The following is a 25,573-nucleotide window of genomic DNA, read 5'->3' as shown; positions in this document are numbered from 1 at the left end:
AATTAGATATGTCAGTGTTTTATTTTTCTGTTCTAACAATCAAAAATCCAACTTAATGGTTAATAATTAAAATACTACTTAGCAACAGAACGCCCCCATCATTATAGACATGCAAATAGTAGGTGCCATTTTCTAAATTAAAAGTATCAATACTCTTTACGATATTGGAGCTTTCACCTGAATATTCAATGGTTTGGCTTTGATCATATATCACAATATCGAAAGTGCCAAATTCTTGTAATGAAAGATCTACTTCTAATATTGAATCTGCGGGGTTTGGGTAGTAGATAATTGCTATTGGATCTGGCTCACAATCAGGGGCGCCATCACCTGTGTTTTTAACACAGATTTCATTAATTTCACCACCTTCCCCCACTCCACAAGGATTAATTCCTGAAACCCTTACCCAGCCAGTGGTGCTACCTGAATTGGAAGATTCAATATTAAAAAACTTATTATATTCTATATAATTCCAAACTTCTGGGTTTGATGGCAAGGAGGAATAAACAGGTTCATTCGGGTTGGGATACTCCCAATTCATATAATCAAATCCTCCAAAACGATATTGCAACCCCCCTAAAGTATGGGAAACTGGTGTGCCAGGTAAGATTGGTATGTTATTATCACCAGTACCAAATAATAATCCGTCAGGTAAAGTTTGCGGTTTCCCTACCCAAAGATTTTGTCTACTCTTAAAAACGCCAACTCCGACTCCCATGTCAATAATATCAAAATATCCCTAAGAACCTTCACTATTCCCAATTAAACTAGTCACAATTACATGAAATGAATTTTGCGAAATTGGAACTATTTCGGTCTCAATATTAACAGATGATTCTATCTCTAGGGAAGCAATATCCAAAGTAGTATAAACTTTAAATGTACTAGTACCGCATACATAACAATCGTCTTGAGGTCTTATGTAGATATAATCGGACAAATTTATGGTGCTAAAATGTGGCAGGTTTAGTATTGCTCCTTTCATTAACTTTGATTGCCCATATGTAAAACTGTTCATACAAGAAAAATTAGAAAAACTCATATAATTACTTGTATCCGGAATTTATCCCATGCCAAGAGGATCTAGAGGTGGATTAACAGGAAAATATTGAGGGTCATAACTACAATTTTCATCAACATTTAATCCGTATGGGCCAATATACAATCCAGGGTCTGCAGGAGTATCATAAATATAATCTCCGCAAATATATCCGTTCGTACCATTAACATATTCAGCACATCCTCCCTCATTCAGGTATGGACTTCCATAATGCGTATGCCATAAATTTCTTGATAGAAATATTGGCTATGAGTGTTGTAATAGCATATTTCCGCAATATAGATACAACTATCGTTTGAATAGATTCTAGTCCAATGAGCTAGGGTTCTTGATAAATACGTGATCTATCATTAAGTGGCACACTAAATAGATTGTGCAAGTCGGAAAGATATTTCCATTATAGTACCTCCATCGGGAGTGCTCTTTAGCACACGGATTTTTCCCTTATGGTATTCTTCAATAATCCTTTTTACAAGCGAAAGGCCTAATCCCCAACCTCTTTTCTTGGTAGTAAATCCGGGGTTGAATATTTTTGAGTAGTTTTTCTTCGGAATTCCTTTCCCTGTATCGGCCACCCGCACCAAAGCATATTTTGTGCCGCTTTCAATGGTAATCTTGATCTTCCCCTTACCTTTCATGGCATCGATCGCATTTTTCACTAGATTCTCAATAACCCAACTGTACAATTGCGGATTCAGATTCACAAAAACGGGCTCGTCTAGGACCTCTAATTCGAATTCGATAAGCTTCGAACTTCTCAGTTTTAAATAATCGAAAGAACCACGGGTTTCCATCACAAGGTCTTTTCGTTCCAGCTTCGGCATGGATCCAATCTTCGAAAAACGCTCAGTGATCGTTTCGAGTCGGTCAATATCTTTTTCCATTTCGGTAATATATTCGGGATTTACCGCTTCCGACTTTAAGATCACCGTCCAACCTACTAGGGAAGACAGAGGTGTGCCAATTTGATGCGCTGTTTCCTTTGCCATTCCGGCCCATAGCCGGTTTTGTTCGGCCGATTTAGAAGTTTGGTAAAAGAAATACAAGGCTAAGAAGAAGAGGACGATGATAAGGATCAAGACCATCGGATAATATTTTAACTTATTGATGATGGGAGAATTCCCGTAGTAAATGGTCTGTAACAATTGATCCTTATAGGTAACTTCTATCGGTTTGTATTCGGAAGCAAATTGCTTGGTAAGCGCTTCGCGTTTTTGCCGTAGTTTAGCGGGATCTGTCTCCTTTTCGACAATATTCCGAACCGTATACGAATCTTCTTTGTGCGTATACACAATCATGGGAGTAGTGGTGTTGCCTTGCAATACATCAAGCACTATCTTGTTGATCTCACCATCACCCAATCCCACTTTTTGAAACTCCTCTTGAGCCGCGGCCCATATTTGCATTTTCCCCCTTTCGTTTTCCTTCAGTTGATTGAAAAAGGCGTAGGTATTCCATAAGATCAAACTAATAATACAAATTGAAATAATACTAAATAGCCATCGAGTGTGGAAGGTTCGGTTTTGCATAAACTACTTCTGTGAATTTGATTTAAATATAAAGGAAATATGTTAATATTATTGTGCAATCAAATTTTTACAACCTATATACTTTGGGTACATTTGTAAGCTATGATTTCAATTAATCCATTGGATATTAGTACCGGGAAATTGCACGGTTACCTCTTAGGCGCTGTGTCACCTCGCCCTATCTGTTTTGCAAGTACCGTCGATTCTAAGGGGAATGTAAATTTATCACCCTTCAGTTTTTTTAATGTGTTTAGTGCCAACCCACCTATTATGGTCTTTTCTCCGGCGAGAAGAGTGCGGGATAATACGACCAAACATACGTTGGATAATGTGCTAGAGACAAAAGAGGTAGTGATCAATTTAGTAAGTTATGATATGGTGCAGCAAATGTCACTTGCTTCCACCGAATACGACAAAGGTGTCAACGAGTTTATAAAGGCAGGTTTTACTCAAATTGCTTCGGAAGTAGTTGCACCTCCTCGTGTGGCCGAATCGCCTGTGCAGTTTGAATGCAAGGTGCTCAATGTAGTTGCCTTAGGTGAAAATGGCGGAGCAGGGAATCTGGTGATCTGTCAAGTGGTTAGATTGCATATTGATGAAGCTATTTTTGATGCGAACGGACACATTGACCCATTGAAGATCGATACCGTGGCGAGAATGGGAGGTAACTGGTACAGTCGTGCAAAAGAAGGAATTTTTGAAGTGCCCAAACCGCTTTCAACCCTCGGAATTGGAGTGGATGCATTGCCTGAAGCGATCAAGAACAGTACGATCCTTACCGGAAACGATTTGGGAATGCTTGCCAATGTTGAAGTGCTGCCTGTTGCGGCTAATTCGATCGTAAGTGCTTCAGAAGAAATACATAAAAGGGCACAGCAATGTTTAAAGGAGGGCAATATTTCGGAAGCATGGAATTTACTCGCACAACAATAAATATTCAAAAAAAATACCAATAGTCAATAAATAGGAAAACAATGGAAGTACAAGGAAAGATTAAACTGATAGACGAAACCAAAACCTTTGGAAATAACGGGTTTCGTAAAAGAGAACTGGTAATCACTACCGAAGAACAGTATCCGCAACATATAATGATAGAGTTTGTACAGGATAAGACCGAATTATTGAATAACTTTCAGGTAGGACAAAATGTAAAAGTTAGTATCAACCTACGCGGACGAGAATGGACCAACCCGCAGGGAGAAGTAAAATATTTCAACTCCATCCAAGGTTGGCGCGTAGAAAATGTAGATCAATCCGTTTCGGCTAATATGCCGCCCATGCCTCCTGAAGATGCCTTCGAGCCGGCAAACGATCTAAACGAAGAAGATCACGACGACCTGCCTTTCTAAGGAAACAAATCAATGTCACTGCAAAAGCCTGAGAAATACCTGTCAAAGTATTCTTGGGCTTTTCTTATTTTAGCAGGATGAAGATCACACAAACCATCGAAGTATTGTTTAATCGATTTTTGCCTTCCCCATTTGCCATTGCCATTATTCTAACCCTCATCACCATTCTTTTGGCACTCTTTTTTACAGAGGCGCCCACAGAAGGAAATCATTTTTTTGCCGTATTGTCCTTTTGGGAAAGCGGCATATGGAACAACGACCTTCTGGTCTTTGCCTATCAAATGATGTTAATTTTGGTCTTAGGCCATATTCTAGTACTGAGCAAACCAATTAATTTTCTCATACAACGCCTCACAAATTTGGTGAGTAATACCTCAAACGCCGTGCTTCTGGTAAGCGCCGCCACGATGTTAGTTTCTTTCTTCAATTGGGGATTGGGCCTTATTTTTGGAGCGATTATGGCACGAAAAGTGGCCGAAGCTGCACAAATTCGAGGATTTCAAATAAACTACCCTTTGGTGGGCGCGGCGGGATATGTGGGGCTGATGGTCTGGCATGGCGGAATGAGTGGCTCGGCGCCCTTAAAAGTGGCCGAAAGTGGTCATTTGGCAAGTTTGATGAGCGGGATAGGCGATTCGTCACTGACCGCGCAGTTTCCGGAATTTATTCCCTTTAGTCAAACCATCTTCAGTGGGTTTAATTTATTGCTCTTCGGAATTTTACTCGTCCTGCTACCGCTGTTTTTATATTTTTTGGGCAAGAATGCCCCAGTTGCCATTACCAATTTGCCTATCTATAAAGGGATGGCGGCCGAAACAGGATCGCCAAAGGGAGCAGATCGTATCGATAGGTCCAGGGTATTTGGAATTGGCTTCGGAATTTTGATTCTAGCGGCTTTTTTTATACAGTATTACGAAGACATAGTGGCCTTTGCCATCACGCCTAACTTGTTAAATTTCTTTATGCTAGGCTTGGCCTTGTTGCTGCACGGTAGTTTTTCGAGCTTTTTGAACGCCCTAGAAGAAGCCATCAGCGGGGCTTCTGGAATTTTAATTCAGTTCCCCTTGTATTTTGGGATCATGGGAATTATGCGCGACAGCGGAATGGTCGTACAGATTTCCGACTTTTTTGTCTCCACAGCCACAGCGACCACACTACCTATTTTTACATTTTTCAGCGCGGGTCTGGTAAATATTTTTGTACCTAGTGGAGGAGGACAATGGGCCATTCAAGGTCCTATTGTGGTCGAATCGGCCTTAAAACTGGGAGTTCCTTTGCCAAAAGCCATCATGGCATTGGCGTATGGCGATCAGATCACCAATATGCTCCAGCCTTTCTGGGCTTTGCCATTGCTTGGCATCACAAAACTCAAGGCCAGAGAGATCCTACCCTATACCTTGTTGTTAATGTGCCTTGGGAGTGCGGTATTCTTATTAGGGCTTTGGTTGTTATAATAAAGAAACCTCGTTGGTATTGTATAGCAACATACAAAATAAACGAGGTTAGTAAAGTGGTTATGGTTACTTTTTTGAAAATTTCAAATTCAATGATGAACAATTGTGGCCTCAAAAAAGCAAATAAATATCAAGAAAAAAGTTTGTTTCGCAAATTGAAAATTAATTTTTAACATAGTTCGTTTCTATAAAAAATGCATTTTCTCACATCCGAATTGGTTTTCCCATCTGTTACCGAAGCTTCGGAAGAAGGTTTGTTGGCTATTGGTGGGGATCTTTCAGTAGAGCGACTGTTATTGGCCTATCGCTCCGGAATTTTTCCTTGGTTCGATAATGAAAGTCCCATATTGTGGTGGAGTCCCGATCCCAGAATGGTGCTGTTTCCTGAAAATTTGAACGTGTCGAAAAGCCTTCAGAAAAAAATAAGTAGCCATGTATTTAGGGTGACCTTTAATACTGCTTTTTCGGAAGTAATACAGGAGTGTGCCTCGGTAAAGCGATCCGGCCAATCCGACACTTGGATCACGCCTAAAATGGTAGCCGCATATGTAGGATTACATCAGCATGGGCATGCTTTTTCTGTAGAAGTCTGGCAGGATCAAAAATTGGTCGGAGGGATTTATGGCGTGGATTTACCCGAAAGGGGCATTTTTTGTGGAGAAAGCATGTTCAGTCATATAACCGATGCCTCAAAGGTAGGATTGTATCATCTAGTCGCTTTTTTAAAATCCAAAGAATATCAATTGATAGATTGTCAGGTATTTACCAAACATTTGGCGAGTTTGGGAGCCGAAGAGATCCCAAGAGACACATTTTTATCCTACCTTAAGTCGTAAGATGCCAATGAGTTGCCCATAAATAATATAAATAAAGTATATTCGTAATCTAATTTAACCCATATATCATGAAGCGTTTTTACCCCAATGTAACAGCGACCTTATTACTTCTTTTAGTCACAACGTTTATGTTTGCCCAAGAAAGGGAAGTACTTCCAAAAGGCCTTACCGATACCGAAAAGGGTATTTTGTCCGGTTTTCAGTTTTCCAATACTAGAATGACTCCACCGCCCTCAGGGCCGGTGCGTGCTGCAGCCGAATGGGAAGAAATAGAGTATTTGGTAATTACCTGGGAGTCTAACTTTCAGAATATCTTACGACAGATCGTCGCGGTGGGTGTAAACGAGTGTAAGGTGATTATCACTACTCAGAATCAGGCTTCGGTGGCCTCCTATTTGACAGCCGGCGGAATCGATCTTACCAACGTCATCTTTATGGATGAGGATTGGGATAGTATTTGGATCCGGGACTATGCCGGAAATACGATCTATTCGGACGATGTGGGCGAACTCGCCTTGACCGACTGGATCTATAACCGACCAAGACCAAATGATAATGTGATGCCATCAGCGCATGCAAGCCTATTGGGAATTCCTATTTATATAACAGATACGGCCCCGGCAGATCTTGTAAATACGGGCGGCAACTATATGTCGGACGGATTAGGAAACGCCTTTGCTTCTAAACTTATTTTGAATGAGAACGCGTCTGGCAATCCATATGGAGTAACAGTGAAAACGGAGGCAGATATCGACGATATCATGATGGATTATATGGGTATTCAGAACTATATTAAGATGGAAACGCTTCCCTACGATGCGATACATCATATCGATATGCATATGAAGTTGTTGGATGAAGAAACCATTATGGTAAGCCAATACCCCGAAGGAGTTGCCGATGGACCACAAATACAGGAGAACATTGATTACGTGCTCAGCAATTTTGTCTCTCCTTTTGGAACTCCCTACGAAATTGAATGGATACCTGCGCCTCCAAGTCCGGGAGGACAATACCCGGACAATGGCGGGTCGTATAGAACCTATTCCAACGCGGTGTTTATTAATAAATCCATTATTGTTCCTACGTATCGCCCGGAAGTTGATACCCCGGCATTGGCCCAATGGCAGGCGTTGATGCCAGGTTATAATATAGTTGGGATCGATGTGGATAATCCCGGTGAAAACCTAATAGCACTTTTTGGGGCAATTCACTGCATAACACATAGTATTGGCGTGGACGAGCCATTGTGGATCGTACACCAACCGGTGGATGAAGCCAACCAAAATACATCGGTGACCATCGATGCCATGGCGAAACATATTTCGGGGGTGAACAATGTAAAGGTAATGTGGCGAGCCGAAGGGACTTCCAGCTTCAACGAGACACCTATGACCTTTGTAAGCGATGATAACTGGACGGCCAATTTGACCGTTACCACCAACAATATTGAGTATTATATTTTAGCGGAAGCCAATTCGGGAAAGACATTGGCGCGCCCTATTGTAGCTCCTGAAGGGTACTGGACGATCAATGTGGGCAATCTTTCTGTTACCGATTGGGCCGAAACACATATTTCGGCACCCTTTCCAAATCCAACGACAGGTGATGTGTTCTTTAATTTGAATAACATCCAAGGTCCTATTCAAGTAACGATTCATAACCTCTTAGGGCAGCAATTGTTCGAAACCCAATTAGAAGTCGGAAACGGGATCTTACATTTGGATTTGAACTCCAATTGGAAAGGGACACTTTTTGTCACTTTTGAAGGGGATTTTGGAAGGGTGAACAAAAAAATCATCAAACTGTAAGCAACAGAGACCTCGCCTTATTTTAACAAAAAACGCTGCAATAATTCGCAGCGTTTTTTGTTTTTAACCTAGTTAGCACCTTCAAAAAGAACATTTAATCGATTTTATTTGCATAACTCTCGAATATATAACATATTTACCTTCAATAATTTAATGCCCTAAATTATGAATCTTAAAAAGCTACTTATTTTCCTATTTATAGGATGCATGTCATTTGCATCCTTCTCTCAGACAGAACCCAAGCAGAAAACAAACGTCAACACCGATGTGGATGTTACTGTTGTGTATGAGCAAGTTGTAAAAGAAGGGTATGGAACAGCCTTTATTTATCAAGAATTAGCAAACGCCCATTATTTTAAGAATAATCATGCTCAGGCTAAAAAGTGGTTCGAAAAACTGTTTGAAGTGGAAAAACCAACCGATGAAACCTTAAAGTTTCGCTATAAGCAGACCTTAAAGGCTCTGAACGTTCCCTTCGCTGCCAATCAGTACTTATCTGCCGTAGACGGAGGATCCAACTAGTTTACACTTCATGATATCGGAAACAGCTTACCAGATGGTCATTCACCATCCCGGTGGCTTGCATATGGGCGTACACTACGGTCGAACCCACAAATTTGAATCCGCGTTTTTTTAGATCTTTACTGATAGCATCACTTAGCGCAGTATTGGCCGGTGCTTCCGACAAGGATTTTAACGTATTCTTGATGGGTGTGCCATTCACAAAACCCCAGATATAGTTACTGAAACTGCCAAATTCTTTCTGAATCTCGATAAAAGCAAGGGCATTGGTAATGGCAGCCTTTACTTTTAGTTTATTCCGAATAATTCCTTCATTCTGAAGCAAGGTCTCCATCTTTTTCTGATCGTATTTCGCAATTTTTTTATAATCGAATCCGTCGAATGCCTTTCTGAAATTTTCCCGCTTCCGAAGCACCGTGATCCAACTGAGTCCCGCCTGAAAGGTTTCAAGTGTTAAAAATTCGAACAGGGTGGCATCGTCATAGACGGGAACACCCCATTCGGTGTCGTGGTAGGCCACATACAGCGGATCCTCACCACACCAGGCACATCGTTGTTTTTCCATAACGGTAAGATAAAAAGATTTCAGAAAAAAGGAACTAGTACTGTCCCGGAAAATGATAACTAATAGTGCCTAACTGACTGGTTTTGGCACCATCGGTGGTAAACCTTGCTTCACGGGCATATTCCAAGGCACTGTCGATAAGACATTCGTTGGTGGTGGTGGATGCACTTTTATTATAATCGGTTCTCACCACTTTTCCCAACTGATTCACTTCAATGGAAATCACCACTTTTCCGAAGCCGTCACAGGTATACACCGGATTGGGAAGCGCCATGGCTTTCCGATTTACCAGACTATAGCTTATGGTTGTTTTTCTATTGGCCGAGCTGCTGCTTCTTAGTGTCTTTTTTGAAGTTTTGGCTAAGGTGGCTTTGGTTTCTTCAATTTTCTTCTTGGCCTCCTTAATGGCGGCGGCATTCCCATCTCCTGTTACATTGTCAATGGCCTCATTCATGGCTTGAAGCTTTGCTTCGGTGGATTCGGTAGGTTCCTCCCGACTGTCTTCCAGTTCCGAAATAAATTTTTCGGCCTCGTTATAGGCGCGATTGGTTTCAACGTTAACTCGTTCGGCAGTATTCTTTGCCAAGGCTTCCTCCTCTTCAATAGGAAGGTCTTCTAGGGCATATTCCACGTTAAACTCCTTTTCGGCCACTTCAGTATAACGAGATAGTTTGATGCTATACATGCCCAAAAACAGAATCCCAAAGAGCAGGGATGTAATCAAAAAAGCGCGATATGAATAATCAAAATTCATGGGTGCAAGTACCGAAATTTTATCTGAAAAATCGTACAACAAACTGATTTTAAGACATTTTTAATACGCTTAGGTGCTGAAAACAGGCCTGTATGAATGTTTTATTCGTTTCGTAATAATCATATTTGAAACTCTTTTTCGGCTTCTAAAACACGAATTAGTGGGTTTGTTGTATCTTTAAGTGGCGACTCCCCAAGTTGAGACACAGATTATGAAAAAATATACACTTATTTTCCTGCTGTTTGTATCAAGTTTTGGATTTGGGCAGGAACTTATGAATTTCTATCTGGAGCCAGATTCTTATACTGGAAATATTAGTTTGCGAACTACATTTTTTCACTATTCGGGAGGTGGATTGGATAATATGACATATACCATTAACGAAAACGTTATTGATGTTACCTTGTGTTATGGAGTAGGATCCACGACAGTCATTACTTATGACGAACAAATTTTTGGGTTAGAAATTCCAACCAACGGAACATATAAATTAAATATTAAACTACTTGCCAACCCCGATGGTATTTCGTGCAATCCTGCTGTAATCTACGGATCGGGGACTAAAGTTTTTGACTTCCCATACCATCCAACAGAAACAATAGAGATTCCTGATGATAATTTTGAAAGTTTTTTGGAACAGTTTCGATTGGGAGACGACATTCCAGACAATAATTTGGTATACAAGCATAGAATTGAAAATCTGGTTCGCCTAAATCTGGACTATTATACGTTAAATACAATGGGTTTAAATGCGATTACTTCATTAACAGGTGTTAAAGAATTTGAGGCTCTTGAGATTTTATACTGTCAATATAATTTTATTAATGAAATAGACGTATCGTATAATTCGAATTTAAAGTGGCTAATATGTCACGGCAATCTTTATCCTTTCTTGGACTTATCCCATAACAGTAAATTGAGACGATTGAATTGTGGAAATCTAAATTTAGAAGGTATAGAGGTTTCCAACAGCCCTCTTTTATATGAATTGGCTTTTAGTGGAAATATTTCAGAAATCGACTTGACTCATAATATTAATTTACAAAGATTGGAATTTAGCCAAACCCAGCTTACAACGCTCGACCTAACCCAAAATACATTATTGAATTATTTTCGTTGTAATTTCAACAGCCAACTAAATTCAATACAATTTGGTAATAGTCCGGAACTTGCACAACTACATATTGGAGATAATGCATTAAACGACTTGGATGTCAGTAATTTAGTAAACTTAAAAGAAATCAATGCGTTGAACAACCAATTAACAGATTTGGATGTAAGCAACAATGCTCAGCTAGAAATAGTGTTCTTATTGTCAAATAATTTATCATCTCTGAATGTTAAAAATGGAAACAATGAGAATCTCAATTTTCTCATGACTATAAATAACCCCGACTTATTCTGTATTGAAGTAGATGATGAAATCGCCGCCTATACCTATGGCTGGCAGGTGGATTCACAAACCGAATTTAGCGAGGATTGCAACCCGCCAGACCCTTTAACATCAAGTATCGTTTCGAAGAATTTAGATGTTCTCGATGTTGTGATATTCCCTAGCCCGGTTCGAGATGTATTATATGTAGAAGCCAATACGGTAGTTTCGGGTAAATTATTTGTTTATTCACTACAAGGAACACTTGTAAAATCGGAAATGTTTGACGGGAACACCCAAGTCGATGTTTCTCATTTGCCTTCCGGTATCTATTTTTTGAAAATTCAGACCAAAGGGCAATCAATAACTCTTAAGTTTATTAAAGAGTAATTTTTGGGAAGAATTGTATCTTTCACACTATGGAGAGAAGGTATACCATATTGTTACTGTTACTTTTTGTTTTTTCAGCAAACGCCCAAATCGTAGACATTCCCGATCCCAATTTTAAAAATGCCTTGGTCCATTTTGAAGTGGTAGATACCACCGGAAATGGTTTAGGGGATAGTGTTGCCGACACCAATGGCGATGGTGAAATACAGCTCAGTGAAGCCGAAGCAGTGATCGGTTTGATTGTTTCCTACTACAGTATCACCTCGTTAGAAGGAATCCAAAGTTTTACCAATTTGGAAGTGCTAAAAAGTCGGGGCAATTTTGTGGAAACCGTCGATCTGTCCCAAAATGTACAACTCGAATGGTTGCACCTTTCTACCAATCCGCTGATAAGTATTGATGTCTCACATAATACAAACCTAAAGCGTTTGTTCGTCTATAATAATGAGCTTACCACACTTGATGTTTCTCAAAATGTCAATTTAGAATCGCTTCGTTGCTATACCAATAATTTGACCGAATTGAACATTGCTAACGGGAACAATACTACACTGGATAATTTCCTGGCCTACGAAAACCCTGAATTAACTTGTATTCAAGTGGATGATGAAGATTTTGCCAATGCCCAACCCGATTGGATAAAAGATGATAGTGCCGTCTATAGCGAGGACTGTACATTGGGTGTTGCCGATATTGAAAATGAATTTCAATTAACGCTTTTCCCAAATCCGGTGACGCAAGTTCTTTTTATTGATTCACCACTTCAAATACATGGAGCAATTTTAATTCTAGATGTTCAAGGACATGTGATACGGCATATTGCAGCTTCAAACACCATCGATGTTTCCGCATTGCATTCAGGAATTTATTTTCTGAAAATTGCTTCGGAAAGACAGACTGTTGTTAAGAAATTTATAAAGAAGTAGCGTTTAGATCGGCTTCAAAGGCTTCCAGCGAGACCGCGTCCTCTACCAAAAAATCACCAATTTTTGTGCGTCGTAAGGCCGAAAGATGGGCCCCATTGTCCAACGCCTTTCCGAAGTCGTTTGCCAGCGAACGAATATAAGTACCCTTACTACATACCACTCTAAAATCGACTTTGGGTAAATCGATGTTTGTTATTTCAAAGACTGAAATGTTTACGGTTCGCTTCGGAATTTCCACTTCTTCCCCGGCACGGGCAAATTCATACAAGCGTTTCCCGTCCTTTTTTAAGGCCGAAAAAACCGGTGGTTGCTGTTGAATCTCTCCTATAAATTGTAAAGCCGTAGTTTTTATTTTTTCTGAAGTGATTCCGGACATATCAAATTCTTGATCAATTTCAGTTTCCAGATCGTAGCTGGGTGTAGTAGTGCCTAAGCTAAAGGTTCCGGTATACTCTTTTTCCTGTGCCTGATAGGTGTCAATTTGCTTGGTAAATTTTCCGGTACAGAGGATCAATAAACCGGTTGCCAAGGGATCCAAGGTCCCGGCATGCCCTACCTTTATTTTTTTGATATCAAATCGTTTCCGAAGCAACCATCGCACCTTATTCACCACCTGAAACGAGGTCCATTCCAAGGGTTTGTCGATTAAAATTACCTGTCCGTTTTTGTAGTCTTCTCCGGTCATCAGGTAAAGAAACTAAAGGTGATGGCGAGTAATCCAACAATCACACAGTAGATTGCAAAATACTTCAACTTGCTATTCCGAACCAGTTTGATCATCCAGGTACAGGCGATCAATCCGCAGATAAAGGCTGCGACAAAACCTAGTCCGAGTGTCGTGAAATTGGTAGTTTCCGATGTGAGTTCCCCACTCATCACGTCCTTGGCAATCTTTCCGAAGATCAATGGTACCACCATCAAGAACGAAAAGCGCGCTGCCTTGCCTTTGTCATTGCCCAACAATACAGAAGTTGAGATGGTAGCTCCGCTTCGGGAAATTCCCGGTAACATGGCCACGGCCTGTGAAATTCCAATGACCAAGGCATTGGTAAATCCTACTTTTTTCCCGGTATTCTTTGCCCTATCGGCCAACCAAAGCAAAATAGCGGTAACGATAAGCATACAGCCTACAAAGGCAATATTTCCACCGAAAAATGCTTCCAATTCAGATTCAAATAACAAGCCGATGATCACCGCGGGAAACATAGATACAACAATCTTTGCCGTGAATTGGGTTTCTTCGTTCCACTTAAATTTCAGTAATCCGCTTACTATTTCCCAAATGTCTTTTCTGAACACCACCAAGGTGCTCAAGGCCGTAGCAAAATGCAATACGACGGTAAACAACAAACTTTCTTCAGGAACCGAAGTATCGCCTAAAATGGCCTTTCCCAATTCCAAATGCCCACTAGAGGAGACGGGTAGAAATTCGGTAAAACCTTGAACGATGCCAAGTACAATAGCTTCCCAAGCATCCATAAATTATTTTTTCTTGTGAGGGTTCAGAAGGATGGCATAGACCTCAATACCAAAACCAATAAGGATTAAAGCAGGTGCCAGACGAATACGGCGCCAGCTGTAAATTTCGGGATTAAACACGTTGGGATCGTCACTGCCTCCACCGGTCATTAAAATAAAGCCCAGGGTAATAAAGGCGATGCCAATAAGCATAAATTTATAATTCTTACGCTCAAAAATAAAGTAGCCTTTTTTTGCTTCCTCTTTTCGTTTTTGTTCTCCCATAATTACTCGAATTCGGTATAAATAATTGTAGCTCCCAGTCTCAATCGCGCGATCTCTTTTGACCCGTCTAATTCGGTTTTTGCCAGCTGCAAGATACTTTTTTTATTAATAATACAGTTCATCGGTTCGCAGGTTTAAGAAGCGCTGGGTGGCAAAGAAGGTACTAATCCAGGTAATGAATAAGCCCATTAAAAAGATGAATAAAAACAAAACACCTATCAATAGTTGATCTTTTAACAATTGAAGTTCGGGAAAGCCTTTGTTGAGGTAATACAGCACCACCGCCATCCCAATCATTGCCAAAACAGCACCTAACATTCCTAATCGCACACTATTCCATATAAAAGGACGTCGGATAAATTGTTTGGTAGCCCCCACCATCTGCATTGTTTTAATAGTAAAACGCTTTGCATAAACCGACAGCCGGATGGAACTATTAATTAGTAGCACTGCGATAAAGGTGAACAGCGCACTAATAATCAAGATCCAGACACTTATCTTCTTTACATTTTCATTCAACATGGCGATCAGTGGCTTGTCGTAGATCACTTCATCTACAAAATTCTTGGTGGCTATTTCGGCGGCGATCTCCTCCAGTTTTTCGGGCGAAACGAAATCGGCCAACAAATGGACATCTATGCTATTCTGCAAGGGGTTGTAACCCAAGAATTCCATAAAGTTCTCGCCAATGGTAGCACTGTGTTCTTCGGCGGCCTGTTCTTTCGATATAAATTCGGCAGATTTGGTGTATTCGGCCAATGCCAGACTTTGCTTTAATTGGGTTATTTCAACCTCTTTGGCGCTGTCTTTCAAATACACCGTCAGGGCAATTTGTTCTTTAAAATGATCGGCTACTTTTTTTGTGTTCAATACCAATAAACCCAATAGCCCTAACAAAAATAATACAAGCGAAATACTAATCACAACTGAAAAGTAGGAGGATATCAACCTGCGTTTTTGGTATTTTTCGAAAGAAGATGCCATAAAGGATTCGTATTGGTGGTGTAAAAATACAATGATTTTTACATCTGCAAGTATGTAACGGTTAAACTTTTGTCTTTCGTACAATAGATGTAAATTTGCAGCTGCCTATTGATAGCGAGCGGCATTCTTAGAAGACATCTATGAGTAAATATCACTTCAACAAGATAGAAAAAGATTGGCAGGAATACTGGGCCAAGTACCAGACTTTTAAAGCCGAAAACCAGAGCGACAAACCCAAGTATTATGTCTTGGATATGTTTCCGTATCCCTCCGGTGCCGGATTGCACGTAGGGCATCCGCTGGGGTATATTGCCAGTGATATCTATGCGCGTTATAAGCGTCACAAGGGGTTTAACGTACTGCATCCGCAAGGATACGATTCCTTCGGTCTACCCGCCGAACAATACGCCATTCAAACGGGACAGCACCCTAAAAAAACCACCGAAGAAAATATAGCACGCTACAGAGAGCAACTCGATAAGATTGGTTTTTCGTTCGACTGGAGTCGGGAAGTACGAACCTCCGATCCACACTACTACAAATGGACACAGTGGATCTTTATTCAACTGTTTGAGAGTTGGTATTGCAATACCCACGAAAAAGCATTTTCTATTTCAGACCTGGTAAAGGTGTTTTCTGAAGAAGGAAACGGTAAGATCAATGCCGAATGCGATACTAATGTACCGCAGTTTACTGCCGCCGAATGGAATGCCTTTTCAGAAGAACGCAAAGAAAAAATTCTTTTGAAATACCGACTTACCTACTTGGCCGAAACGGAAGTCAATTGGTGCCCTCAGTTGGGAACCGTCTTGGCGAATGATGAGATTGTGAACGGTGTTTCGGAACGAGGTGGTTTTCCTGTTGTTCGCAAAAGAATGATGCAATGGAGCATGCGTATCACCGCCTACGCCCAACGCCTGTTGGACGGTCTGGATACCATAGATTGGCCACAACCGCTCAAAGATTCGCAGACCAATTGGATTGGACGATCCAAAGGAGCTTCGGTGCATTTTAAACTAAAAGATCACGATGGCAACATAGAGGTATTTACCACTCGCCCCGATACCATTTTTGGCGTGAGCTTTATGGTGCTGGCACCCGAACACGATTTGGTGGATCGAATTACCACTATGGAGCAGCGTTTTGAAGTTTCAAAATATATTGAAGCAACGGCCAAGCGAAGCGAACGCGAACGTATGGCCGATGTAAAAACCATCAGCGGAGTTTTTACGGGGGCCTATGCAGTCCATCCGTTTAGTGGAGAGGCTATTCCTATCTGGATTGGCGACTATGTATTGGCAGGCTATGGAACCGGTGCTGTGATGAGTGTCCCTTGTGGAGATCAGCGGGATTACGATTTTGCCAAGCACTTTGACATTCCCATCCCGAATATTTTTGAAGGAGTTGATATTTCTGAAGAGGCCTTTTCAGACAAAGACAATACCATCATTGCGAATAGCGACTTTCTAAATGGCTTGAACTATGCCGAAGCCACCCAAAAGGCGATAGAAGCTTTGGAAACCAAAGGGCTAGGCGAAGGAAAGATAAACTATCGCTTACGGGATGCTGTTTTCTCCAGACAACGTTATTGGGGTGAACCCTTTCCGGTCTATTATAAAAACGGCCTGCCACAGATGATCGATCTGAAGCATTTACCCTTAACCCTCCCCGAGGTGGAAAAATACCTTCCCACCGAAGAAGGCGAACCACCCTTAGGTCGAGCCGATGTGTGGGCCTGGGATATTGAAAAACACAAGGTGGTTGAAAATAATAAGGTAGACAACGAAACCGTCTTTCCATTAGAGCTCAATACCATGCCGGGTTGGGCGGGCAGTAGCTGTTATATGTTTCGATATATGGACCCGCATAATACGGAGGAGCTGGCTTCAAAAGCCGCAATGGACTATTGGGAAAATGTCGATCTGTACGTAGGTGGGAGCGAACATGCTACCGGACATTTGTTGTACAGCCGATTTTGGGTAAAATTCCTCTACGACCGTGGCGTTTTAAGCGTGGACGAACCTTTTAAGAAACTGATCAACCAGGGAATGATCTTGGGAGAGAGTGCGTTTGTATTACGAATTGCTGGCGAGAATAAGTTTATTTCAAAAGGCAAGGTTTTAAAGGAAGAAATACAGCCAATACACGCAGATGTATCATTTGTTAATATGCACAATGAACTAGACATTGAAGCCTTTAAGAATTGGCGAGAGGAATTTAAAGATGCCGAGTTTATTACCGAAGCCGACGGGACGTTTAAGGTCTCCCGAGAAGTGGAAAAAATGTCCAAGTCGAAGTACAATGTCGTCAACCCCGATGACATTTGTACCCAATACGGTGCCGACACCCTGCGCATGTACGAGATGTTCTTAGGTCCATTAGAGCAGGCCAAACCCTGGAACACGGCCGGAATTACCGGAGTGCATAGTTTTTTAAAGAAATTGTGGAAATTGTATCATACCGGAGCCGAGGAAGAATTCCAAGTCAGTGATGCACCCGCCGGGAAAGAAAGTTTAAAAACGCTACATAAGACCATAAAGAAGGTAGAGGAAGATATTGAGCACTTCAGCTTTAATACATCGGTTGCTACCTTTATGATCGCCGTGAACGAATTAACGGCTCAAAAATGTACATCCAAGGAAGTTTTGGAGCCCTTAGTTGTTTTAATTTCGCCCTATGCGCCTCATATCGCAGAGGAGTTGTGGAAGAAATTAGGACATTCAGAAAGTATAGCGACGGCGTCTTTTCCAACATTCGATGCGAGCTTTTTGGTAGAGAGCACCAAGGCATATCCAATTTCCTTTAACGGAAAGATGCGTTTTACCCTCGAACTGCCACTCGACATGACCAAGGCTGACATAGAGGCTGCCGTGATGTCACATGAGAAAACAGCCCATTATCTCGAGGGTCGTACGCCAAAGAAGGTGATCATCGTACCCGGAAAGATTGTAAATATTGTAGGTTAAAATCTAGCATACTTTTTGCTGATCAATTTGTAGTTTTGAACTTTTAAAATTAAAAATAGATGATTGGATATTATATATTAGCCGGTGTTATTTTCTTAGTGAGTATGTATGTGAGCAATAAGCTCAAAAGCAAATTCAAAAAATACTCTCAAATTCACCTGCAAAATGGCATGAGCGGTAAGGAAATTGCCGAAAGGATGCTGAGCGACAACGGGATTCACGATGTTAAGGTTATTTCGGTAGCCGGGCAACTCACAGACCATTACAATCCTGCGACCAAAACCGTAAATTTAAGTGAGCCTGTGTATTCACAACGCAATGCGGCTGCTGCGGCAGTGGCAGCACACGAATGCGGACATGCGGTACAACATGCAACGGCGTATAGTTGGTTGAAAATGCGTTCGGCCATTGTACCTGCTGTAGGCGTTTCGAGTAAGCTTTCAAATTTTGTAATCATGGCCGGATTAATATTGTCTGCCACTGGTTCCTTAATTGGGAATTCAATCTTCTTGGTGGGGATTTTATTATTTGCCATGACCACGGCCTTTGCCTTTATTACCCTTCCGGTTGAATTTGACGCGAGTAAGCGCGCCTTGGTGTGGTTACAGCAAAAGAATATTGTAACTCAACAAGAATTGGCGGGATCTAAAGATGCGTTGAAATGGGCTGCGAGAACCTATGTGGTTTCGGCTTTGGGCTCTTTGGCTACCTTGATCTACTTTATCAGTATCTTTTTAGGAAGGCGATAATTATTTAAGAAACTTAAAAGAACCCGTCAAGAGCTTGACGGGTTTTTTTGTTAGCCGGCGACATTATTAGGGTTATAGCCCATATAGGGAACCTCAGTTTCGTTAAAGGTAATTCCGTAGTCTTCCAATTCCTTCAGAATTGGTTCATATACTTCCTTGGCAATGGGCACTTGCACACCCGGAGTCGTTATCTCTTCGTTTAGGATCTTCAACGCAGCGATGGCCACCGGAAGCCCTACCGTTTTCGCCATGGCGGTATAGGTTTGATCATCCCCTTTAATCACCATATTGCTGTCTATTTGTTTTTGTTCGCCATTGAGTTCGTAACCGAACTTATGGTACATCACGATCATGTCCTTATCGTTTTTCTGAAGCGTCCATTTGTCTTCCAGTATTCGCTGAAGCGCTTGTGCGGGAGTGGCGTCCTTGATGCCAATCTTCTTGTTGGGATTGAAGATGTCCAGCTCCACCAATTTACCCCACATTAGGTCGTCCTGATCGATTTTTAGATTATGACGCAGTTTTAATTCCACCGAATCGGTTGGAGAATAGGGCAAGAACAGATTCACAAAAGCCCGGTAGGATATATTTTCAGAATCTGGGATGGTGTATTCATCGTCGGTCATTCCCAGTTGTACAAACATATTCCACGCCTTGCTAAAACCTACACAGCGAATGGTCCCGCGATACAAGGTAAGGATGTCTTCCATGCCATATACTTTTCGGTATTTTAATGAATTTCTATTGGCATAGGCTTCAAACCGACCGTGGCCTTCAATATCCAGGAATTCTGTTCTTCGGAACAAACGATGATAGGGAATGTATTTGTAGGTGCCTTCCTGAATGAATTCGGCAGCACCGCCTTGTCCGGCAAGTACTACATTTCTCGGGTTCCATGTAAATTTATAATGCCAGAGATTGTCATCGCTTTCGGGGGCGACCAAGCCGCCGCAAAACGATTCGAACAATAACATTTTACCTCCTTTGGCACGAATTCGGTCAATAACCTGCATGGCACTCATATGGTCAATACCCGGATCGAGGCCAATCTCGTTCATAAATACAAGACCTTTGGCCACAGCCTTGTGATTGAGGGAGAACATTTGGTCACTTACATACGAAGCGGTTACCAGATGTTTCCCAAATTCGATACAATCCTTGGCTACATCTACATGATATCGCGCGGGAAGCATGGAGATAACAAGGTCGCTACTCTCAACTGCTTTTTTACGCTGCGGTTCATTAAAAACATCTAAGAGAATACCTCGGCCGTTCGGGTGGCCATCTGTGAATTTCTGTGCGTTCTGTATAGAGATGTCACCAATGGTGATAAAGAGTTCCTCGGCTTCAGATTTGTCGAGTAAATACTGAATTAGGCTTGTGGCGGAGCGTCCGGCCCCAATGATCAAAATGTTTCTCATCCGTGGGTTTTTGGTTATCTTTGTAGGGATATTATCTAGCAAACGAAAGTACTAATTGTAACTGTATTTTATGGAAAAATTTGATAAAAAAATTATCGTCACAGCCTCGGTTCTTGCAGCAATTACAATTGGTATTGGTGCCTTTGGAGCACATGGTTTGAAAGAACTGGTGGATGCGGAAGCTTTAAGTTCGTTTGAAACAGGAGTGCGCTATCAAATGTACCATGTACTCGCCTTGTTGATCGTTGGTTTTGCAACGGTGATCCCTGCCGCAACCAAAAAATGGGTCTTTCGATTTTTTTGCTTCGGAATCCTACTTTTTTCGGGGTCTATCTACCTGTTAGCCCTAAAAAGTGTACTGCCTTTCTCGGTTTCTTTCCTTGGGCCGGTCACACCCATAGGTGGTTTATTATTTATGATGGGTTGGTTGCGAATGGCCTATGGTTTATTAACAATTAAGTAGGGATAATTATACTTTTTTAAACGTATTATCTCTTTCAGATTTATTATTTTTGTTCCATAACAATTAAATTTAGTTATGGTGAGTAAAAACCAAACTGCAAAAACAATTTCGTTAGCTTCGTACGGAATTAAGAATGCAAAAGTTAAGTATCAATTATCTTCACAAGAACTTCACAACGAGACAATAGCAAAGGGACAGGGCACAGAGGCCAATAGTGGTGCACTAGCTGTAAACACTGGAGAATTCACCGGACGATCCCCTAAGGATCGCTTTATTGTAAAAGACGATATTACCCGAGACCGCGTATGGTGGGGGAATATAAATCTTCCCTTTCCAACTCAGATGTTCGATGCCTTATACGACAAGGTAACGGCCTATCTTTCTGAAAAGGAAGTCTATGTTCGAGATAGCTATGCCTGTGCCGATGATGATTATCGATTAAACATTCGTGTAATCACAGAGTATCCATGGTGTAATATGTTTGCCTTTAATATGTTCCTACGGCCAACCGAAGCTGAATTAGATAGTTTCGATCCGGAATGGTTGATTGTAAACGCTCCCGGATTTGTTGCAGACCCTGCAGTAGATGGTACGAGGCAGCACAATTTTGCCATTTTGAATTTTACAAAAAAAATCGCTTTAATTGGTGGAACCGGCTATACCGGAGAAATTAAAAAAGGAATTTTTTCTGCCCTTAATTTTATCCTACCTGTTTATAAGAATACCATGCCTATGCACTGTTCGGCCAATGTGGGCGATGATGGTGAAACGGCTATTTTCTTCGGACTTTCAGGTACGGGGAAAACCACCCTCTCTGCAGACCCGAATAGAAAGCTTATTGGCGACGATGAGCACGGGTGGACTGAGGAGAATACAATTTTCAATTTTGAAGGCGGTTGCTATGCAAAAGTGATTAATCTTTCTGAAGAAAATGAGCCTGATATTTACCATGCCATCAAACCCGGAGCTATTCTGGAAAATGTGGTTATGGATGCAAAAGGCGAGGTAGATTTTGCCGATACCTCGATCACACAAAATACACGAGTAAGTTATCCCATTTACCATATTGATAATATTCAGGTACCGTCCATTGGACACAATCCTAAGAACATTTTCTTTTTAACAGCAGATGCTTTTGGGGTATTGCCTCCAATTTCGAAGTTGACACCGGGACAAGCTGCCTATCACTTTATTAGTGGATATACGGCCAAAGTAGCGGGAACTGAAGAGGGCATCAATGAACCAACTCCGAACTTTTCAGCATGTTTTGGGGCACCTTTTATGCCATTGCATCCAACCGAATACGGGGAGATGCTGAGTAAGAAAATGAAAAATGCAGGGGTAAATGTTTGGTTGATCAATACCGGTTGGACGGGAGGTCCTTATGGAGTAGGCTCCAGAATGAAGTTGCGCTATACACGGGCCATGATCACAGCGGCACTCAATGGTGAGTTAAAGAATGTGGCGTACGAATTACATCCTATTTTCGGATTAAAAGTACCACAGTCTTGCCCAAATGTGCCAAGCGAGGTGTTAAATCCAAAAGAAACATGGAAAAATAAGAAGGCCTACGATATTCAAGCAAAAGAATTGGCTGCATCGTTCAAAGAAAACTTTAAGAAGTTTGAGGAATTTGCCAACGATGAGATTTTGACAGGGGCACCTATTGGATAATCCAATCGTTATAAATTAAAAAAGGCTTCACGAAAGTGAAGCCTTTTTTTTGATGCGACAAGTGAGTTTATTTTTTATTTACTTCCTTGATATATTTTTCCAACGCCATGGTCATAGAAGGTGTTTCGGGCGTAGGAGCTTGTATGTCTACGCGCAATCCGCTTTCCGTAGCTGCTTTTACCGTTGTATTTCCGAAGACAGCAATACGGGTATCATTTTGTTTAAAATCGGGGAAATTGTGTAGCAAGGATTCTATTCCGCTAGGGCTAAAGAACACCAAAATATCGTAGTAGACGTTTCGCAGATCGGATAGGTCACTTACCACGGTTTTGTAGAATGTGGCCTGCTTCCAGTCGACGGAAAGGTCATTCAAAATAACAGGTACTTCGGGTTTCAATTTATCTGAAGAAGGTAATAAAAACTTCTCGTTCTTGTATTTTTTAATTAAGGGAGAAAGCTCGGCGAAGGTTCTTTTACCAACATAAATCTTTCTTTTTCGATACACCACATATTTCTGAAGGTAAAATGCGACAGCTTCACTGAGGCAAAAATACTTCATCGAATCGGGTACTTTGAATCGCAATTCGTCAGCAATTCGGAAAAAATGATCCACCGAATTTCTGCTATTTAGGATGATGGCCGTAAATTTTGTTAAATCAACTTTTTGAGAACGTACATCCTTGCCCGAAACACCCTCTACATGAATAAAAGGCCTGAAATCTATCTTTACTTTTTGTTTTTCGATAAGATCGAAATAAGGTGAGTTTTCAACCTTGGGTTCGGGTTGAGAAACAAGAATAGTTTTCACTTTCATAAGCAGCAGTTTTAAATTTACTCCTTATACCAGCGCCTTGTAAAGGATGATATAAGGTGAAATTTCAAGTGCGCAAAGATACAAAATAAAATAAAAGAAATTACCTAATATTAGATTTCCATTTGTTTTATAACTGTAAAACAGCGCAATACCATTGAGCAATAAAACGGACAAAGCGAAGATAAATAAGACACTTTGAGTGGGTTGCACCACATAGAAAAATAGTAGATTTCCTATAAAAAAAATCATGGACAACAAATTTCTATAGCTTAGTTTTTGATATAAATAGCTGTTTATGAGTTGATCCATAGAAAAAATTGCTCCGATGATCTTTTCTAAGACAAACTTTATATGGACAAATACCATATAGCCTGTACAAATTTGAACAAACAGCCATGGGTTGTTTTCAAGCATATCTGGCGCATTAAGTTTAAAAAATAAGAAAATAAAAAGGGACACCGAGATCACTTGTGCCACAAACAACAAAATATTGAACGGATGTTGGATTTCGTCATTTCTCCCTTGCACCAGAAAATATTTGTTGGTAATAGGCAGCATAATAAATTCCTGAAAGCGTTTGGGGTAACGTTGTCTTGCGAACGTAAATAACACAAAACATCCAACCAATAAGAGCGTCACCCAGTCGAGAGATTCGGTATGTCGTTCCAGATATTGCACGGTAAATTTTGAGGTAAAGGTACTTCAAAAATACTTTGTCAAAAGCGGTTCAATTAAAATTTCCTTCCCATGCTATTTACGCAAAAAGAGGTACATTTGCCCAAAAAGCGGAGTATGTCCAAAGCCGTAGTGGTAATACCCACTTACAATGAAATTGAAAACATTGAGCGCCTTATTCGCAATATTTTTTCGTTGCAAAGAGCGTTTGATATTTTGGTGGTGGAAGACAGCTCTCCGGATGGAACGGCACAAACGGTAAGATCGTTAATTGATACTTTTCCGAAGCGCCTTTTTCTTTTGGAACGAAAAGGAAAAATGGGGTTGGGGACAGCCTATATCGCCGGTTTTAAATGGGCACTTGAAGAGAATTACGAATATATCTTTGAAATGGATGCCGATTTTTCTCATAACCCTAATGACCTTATTCGTTTGTATAACGCCTGTGCCAGAGATGGTTTCGACCTATCCATTGGTTCGCGGTATGTCAAAGGAGTAAATGTAGTGAACTGGCCTATGAGCAGAGTGTTGTTATCGTGGATGGCTTCGAAATATGTCCGCTTTATCACCGGAATGAATATCTACGATACCACGGCAGGTTTTGTCTGTTATAAACGTGCTGTTTTAGAGAAAATCAATTTAGAGAAAATCCAATTTGTAGGGTATGCCTTCCAGATTGAAATGAAATTTAAGGCCTATCTCTTGAAGTTTAAAATTACTGAAGTCCCGGTGGTGTTTACCGATAGAACCCGAGGTGAATCGAAAATGAGCGGAGGGATTATTTCTGAAGCGATTTTTGGTGTAATAAAAATGAAATATAAAAGTTTATTTAAAGGATATAAATTGTAATGCATCCCATTTTAATAAAAAACGCTCATATTGTCAACGAAGGGATTATTTTTCGTGGAGACGTCTTGGTCGAAAAAGACCGTATTGTTGAGGTTTCCGAAAGTATTAGTGTAAAATCTGCCGATACAAAAGTGATCGATGCCGACGGTATGTATCTGCTTCCCGGCATGATAGACGATCAGGTTCACTTTAGAGAACCCGGATTGACGCATAAGGCAACTATCGAAACCGAGTCGAAAGCCGCAGTGGCCGGGGGAATCACCTCCTATATCGAAATGCCCAATACGGTGCCACAGGCGACTACAATTGAGCTATTGGAAGAAAAATTCGCCATAGCCGAAAAGACCTCATGGGCTAACTATTCGTTCATGTTTGGCGGTACCAACGATAATTTGGAGGAAATTCTTAAGGTAGACGATACTAAGGTGGCCGGACTTAAATTATTCTTAGGTTCCTCTACAGGGAATATGCTGGTGGACAATCCCAAGGTGCTCGAAAACATCTTCAGCAAAACCAAACTGCTTATTTCGGCCCATTGTGAGGATGAGACGACCATTCAAAAGAATATGGCCAAATACCTTGCACAGTATGGCGATGACATTCCGGTAGCGTTGCACCCCAAAATTAGAAGTGAAGAAGCCTGTTATATTTCTTCTTCAAAAGCAAT

The 25,573-nt window shown here is 41.0% G+C and carries 24 protein-coding genes and 1 pseudogene; 14 read left to right on the top strand and 11 right to left on the bottom strand.

The window, feature by feature from the left end:
* Positions 1-52: 52 nt before the first annotated feature.
* On the bottom strand, positions 53-718 hold the full coding sequence (locus K8F54_RS08325) for a T9SS type A sorting domain-containing protein (RefSeq protein WP_290789409.1): 666 nt from the start codon (positions 716-718) through the stop codon (positions 53-55).
* A 704-nt stretch (positions 719-1,422) separates the two neighbouring features.
* Entirely contained in the window at positions 1,423-2,589 is a 1,167-nt protein-coding gene (locus K8F54_RS08320) for a HAMP domain-containing sensor histidine kinase (RefSeq protein ID WP_290789405.1), read from the bottom strand.
* A gap of 102 nt (positions 2,590-2,691) precedes the next feature.
* Between K8F54_RS08320 and K8F54_RS08315 the strand changes: the two genes are divergently transcribed.
* The 6 genes from K8F54_RS08315 to K8F54_RS08290 all read left to right on the top strand — a co-directional run bounded on the left by K8F54_RS08315 (position 2,692) and on the right by K8F54_RS08290 (position 8,561).
* Positions 2,692-3,522 (top strand): flavin reductase family protein, encoded by an 831-nt coding sequence (locus K8F54_RS08315; protein WP_290789402.1) that lies wholly within the window; start codon positions 2,692-2,694, stop codon positions 3,520-3,522.
* A gap of 41 nt (positions 3,523-3,563) precedes the next feature.
* Positions 3,564-3,938 (top strand): DUF3127 domain-containing protein, encoded by a 375-nt coding sequence (locus tag K8F54_RS08310; RefSeq protein ID WP_290789399.1) that lies wholly within the window; start codon positions 3,564-3,566, stop codon positions 3,936-3,938.
* Between the two features lie 77 nt (positions 3,939-4,015).
* Positions 4,016-5,392 (top strand): TIGR00366 family protein, encoded by a 1,377-nt coding sequence (locus tag K8F54_RS08305; protein WP_290789396.1) that lies wholly within the window; start codon positions 4,016-4,018, stop codon positions 5,390-5,392.
* Between the two features lie 194 nt (positions 5,393-5,586).
* A complete protein-coding gene (gene aat / locus K8F54_RS08300; protein WP_290789393.1) occupies positions 5,587-6,228 on the top strand; it encodes a leucyl/phenylalanyl-tRNA--protein transferase in 642 nt (213 codons plus the stop codon).
* Positions 6,229-6,296: 68 nt separating this feature from the next.
* The gene (locus K8F54_RS08295) at positions 6,297-8,039 is read left to right on the top strand and encodes an agmatine deiminase family protein (protein WP_290789390.1); all 1,743 of its coding nucleotides are present in this window, start codon (positions 6,297-6,299) and stop codon (positions 8,037-8,039) included.
* Positions 8,040-8,204: 165 nt separating this feature from the next.
* Positions 8,205-8,561 (top strand): hypothetical protein, encoded by a 357-nt coding sequence (locus tag K8F54_RS08290; RefSeq protein WP_290789388.1) that lies wholly within the window; start codon positions 8,205-8,207, stop codon positions 8,559-8,561.
* A gap of 1 nt (position 8,562) precedes the next feature.
* On the opposite strand, the gene K8F54_RS08285 is transcribed toward K8F54_RS08290, so the two are convergent.
* Together K8F54_RS08285 and K8F54_RS08280 are read right to left on the bottom strand one after the other, a co-directional pair.
* Positions 8,563-9,126, bottom strand: a complete 564-nt coding sequence (locus K8F54_RS08285; RefSeq protein ID WP_290789386.1) for a DNA-3-methyladenine glycosylase I — start codon at positions 9,124-9,126, stop codon at positions 8,563-8,565.
* Positions 9,127-9,160: 34 nt separating this feature from the next.
* Positions 9,161-9,919 carry an energy transducer TonB gene (locus K8F54_RS08280; RefSeq protein ID WP_290789384.1) on the bottom strand — a complete coding sequence of 253 codons (759 nt, stop codon included), beginning with the start codon at positions 9,917-9,919 and terminating at the stop codon, positions 9,161-9,163.
* A gap of 172 nt (positions 9,920-10,091) precedes the next feature.
* On the opposite strand from K8F54_RS08280, the gene K8F54_RS08275 reads away from it, so the two are divergent.
* On the top strand, positions 10,092-11,642 hold the full coding sequence (locus tag K8F54_RS08275; protein ID WP_290789382.1) for a T9SS type A sorting domain-containing protein: 1,551 nt from the start codon (positions 10,092-10,094) through the stop codon (positions 11,640-11,642).
* A 29-nt stretch (positions 11,643-11,671) separates the two neighbouring features.
* Positions 11,672-12,568 (top strand): T9SS type A sorting domain-containing protein, encoded by an 897-nt coding sequence (locus tag K8F54_RS08270; RefSeq protein ID WP_290789380.1) that lies wholly within the window; start codon positions 11,672-11,674, stop codon positions 12,566-12,568.
* On the opposite strand, the gene truB is transcribed toward K8F54_RS08270, so the two are convergent.
* The 4 genes from truB to K8F54_RS08250 form a co-directional block, all read right to left on the bottom strand.
* Entirely contained in the window at positions 12,555-13,253 is a 699-nt protein-coding gene (gene truB, locus K8F54_RS08265) for a tRNA pseudouridine(55) synthase TruB (RefSeq protein ID WP_290789378.1), read from the bottom strand. The two genes, K8F54_RS08270 and truB, sit on opposite strands and share 14 nt — an antisense overlap.
* A complete protein-coding gene (locus K8F54_RS08260; protein WP_290789361.1) occupies positions 13,253-14,047 on the bottom strand; it encodes an undecaprenyl-diphosphate phosphatase in 795 nt (264 codons plus the stop codon). Before K8F54_RS08260 ends, truB begins: the two co-directional genes overlap by 1 nt.
* A gap of 3 nt (positions 14,048-14,050) precedes the next feature.
* Positions 14,051-14,311: a DUF3098 domain-containing protein gene (locus K8F54_RS08255; RefSeq protein WP_290789359.1), complete on the bottom strand. Its 261-nt coding sequence runs from the start codon at positions 14,309-14,311 to the stop codon at positions 14,051-14,053.
* A gap of 105 nt (positions 14,312-14,416) precedes the next feature.
* Positions 14,417-15,295 (bottom strand): permease-like cell division protein FtsX, encoded by an 879-nt coding sequence (locus K8F54_RS08250; protein WP_290789978.1) that lies wholly within the window; start codon positions 15,293-15,295, stop codon positions 14,417-14,419.
* 140 nt (positions 15,296-15,435) lie between these two features.
* Between K8F54_RS08250 and leuS the strand changes: the two genes are divergently transcribed.
* Both leuS and K8F54_RS08240 read left to right on the top strand, forming a co-directional pair.
* Positions 15,436-18,261 carry a leucine--tRNA ligase gene (gene leuS / locus K8F54_RS08245; protein WP_290789357.1) on the top strand — a complete coding sequence of 942 codons (2,826 nt, stop codon included), beginning with the start codon at positions 15,436-15,438 and terminating at the stop codon, positions 18,259-18,261.
* A gap of 59 nt (positions 18,262-18,320) precedes the next feature.
* Positions 18,321-19,010 carry a zinc metallopeptidase gene (locus K8F54_RS08240; RefSeq protein WP_290789356.1) on the top strand — a complete coding sequence of 230 codons (690 nt, stop codon included), beginning with the start codon at positions 18,321-18,323 and terminating at the stop codon, positions 19,008-19,010.
* A gap of 50 nt (positions 19,011-19,060) precedes the next feature.
* Here the strand turns inward: K8F54_RS08240 and K8F54_RS08235 are convergent, their stop codons facing one another.
* Complete coding sequence (locus tag K8F54_RS08235) at positions 19,061-20,431, bottom strand: saccharopine dehydrogenase family protein (protein WP_290789354.1); 1,371 nt, start codon at positions 20,429-20,431, stop codon at positions 19,061-19,063.
* A 70-nt stretch (positions 20,432-20,501) separates the two neighbouring features.
* Here K8F54_RS08235 and K8F54_RS08230 point away from each other — a divergent pair, with 70 nt between their 5' ends.
* Entirely contained in the window at positions 20,502-20,894 is a 393-nt protein-coding gene (locus K8F54_RS08230) for a DUF423 domain-containing protein (protein ID WP_290789352.1), read from the top strand.
* A 75-nt stretch (positions 20,895-20,969) separates the two neighbouring features.
* Positions 20,970-22,568, top strand: a complete 1,599-nt coding sequence (pckA, locus tag K8F54_RS08225; protein ID WP_290789350.1) for a phosphoenolpyruvate carboxykinase (ATP) — start codon at positions 20,970-20,972, stop codon at positions 22,566-22,568.
* 67 nt (positions 22,569-22,635) lie between these two features.
* Here the strand turns inward: pckA and K8F54_RS08220 are convergent, their stop codons facing one another.
* The gene (locus K8F54_RS08220; protein ID WP_290789348.1) at positions 22,636-23,382 is read right to left on the bottom strand and encodes a uroporphyrinogen-III synthase; all 747 of its coding nucleotides are present in this window, start codon (positions 23,380-23,382) and stop codon (positions 22,636-22,638) included.
* Between the two features lie 24 nt (positions 23,383-23,406).
* Entirely contained in the window at positions 23,407-24,060 is a 654-nt protein-coding gene (locus K8F54_RS08215) for a DUF4271 domain-containing protein (RefSeq protein ID WP_290789346.1), read from the bottom strand.
* Positions 24,061-24,174: 114 nt separating this feature from the next.
* Here K8F54_RS08215 and K8F54_RS08210 point away from each other — a divergent pair, with 114 nt between their 5' ends.
* Together K8F54_RS08210 and K8F54_RS08205 are read left to right on the top strand one after the other, a co-directional pair.
* Positions 24,175-24,906 (top strand): polyprenol monophosphomannose synthase, encoded by a 732-nt coding sequence (locus tag K8F54_RS08210; protein WP_290789344.1) that lies wholly within the window; start codon positions 24,175-24,177, stop codon positions 24,904-24,906.
* Positions 24,906-25,573: pseudogene (locus K8F54_RS08205) on the top strand (amidohydrolase family protein); the annotation flags it as partial. The gene K8F54_RS08210 and the pseudogene K8F54_RS08205, both read left to right, overlap by 1 nt.

The organism is Altibacter sp. (assembly GCF_019913785.1).
Classification (GTDB): Bacteria; Bacteroidota; Bacteroidia; order Flavobacteriales; family Flavobacteriaceae; genus Altibacter.
The sequence above is the reverse complement of the archived record's forward strand: the minus strand, read 5'-3'. Positions and strand labels throughout refer to the sequence as shown.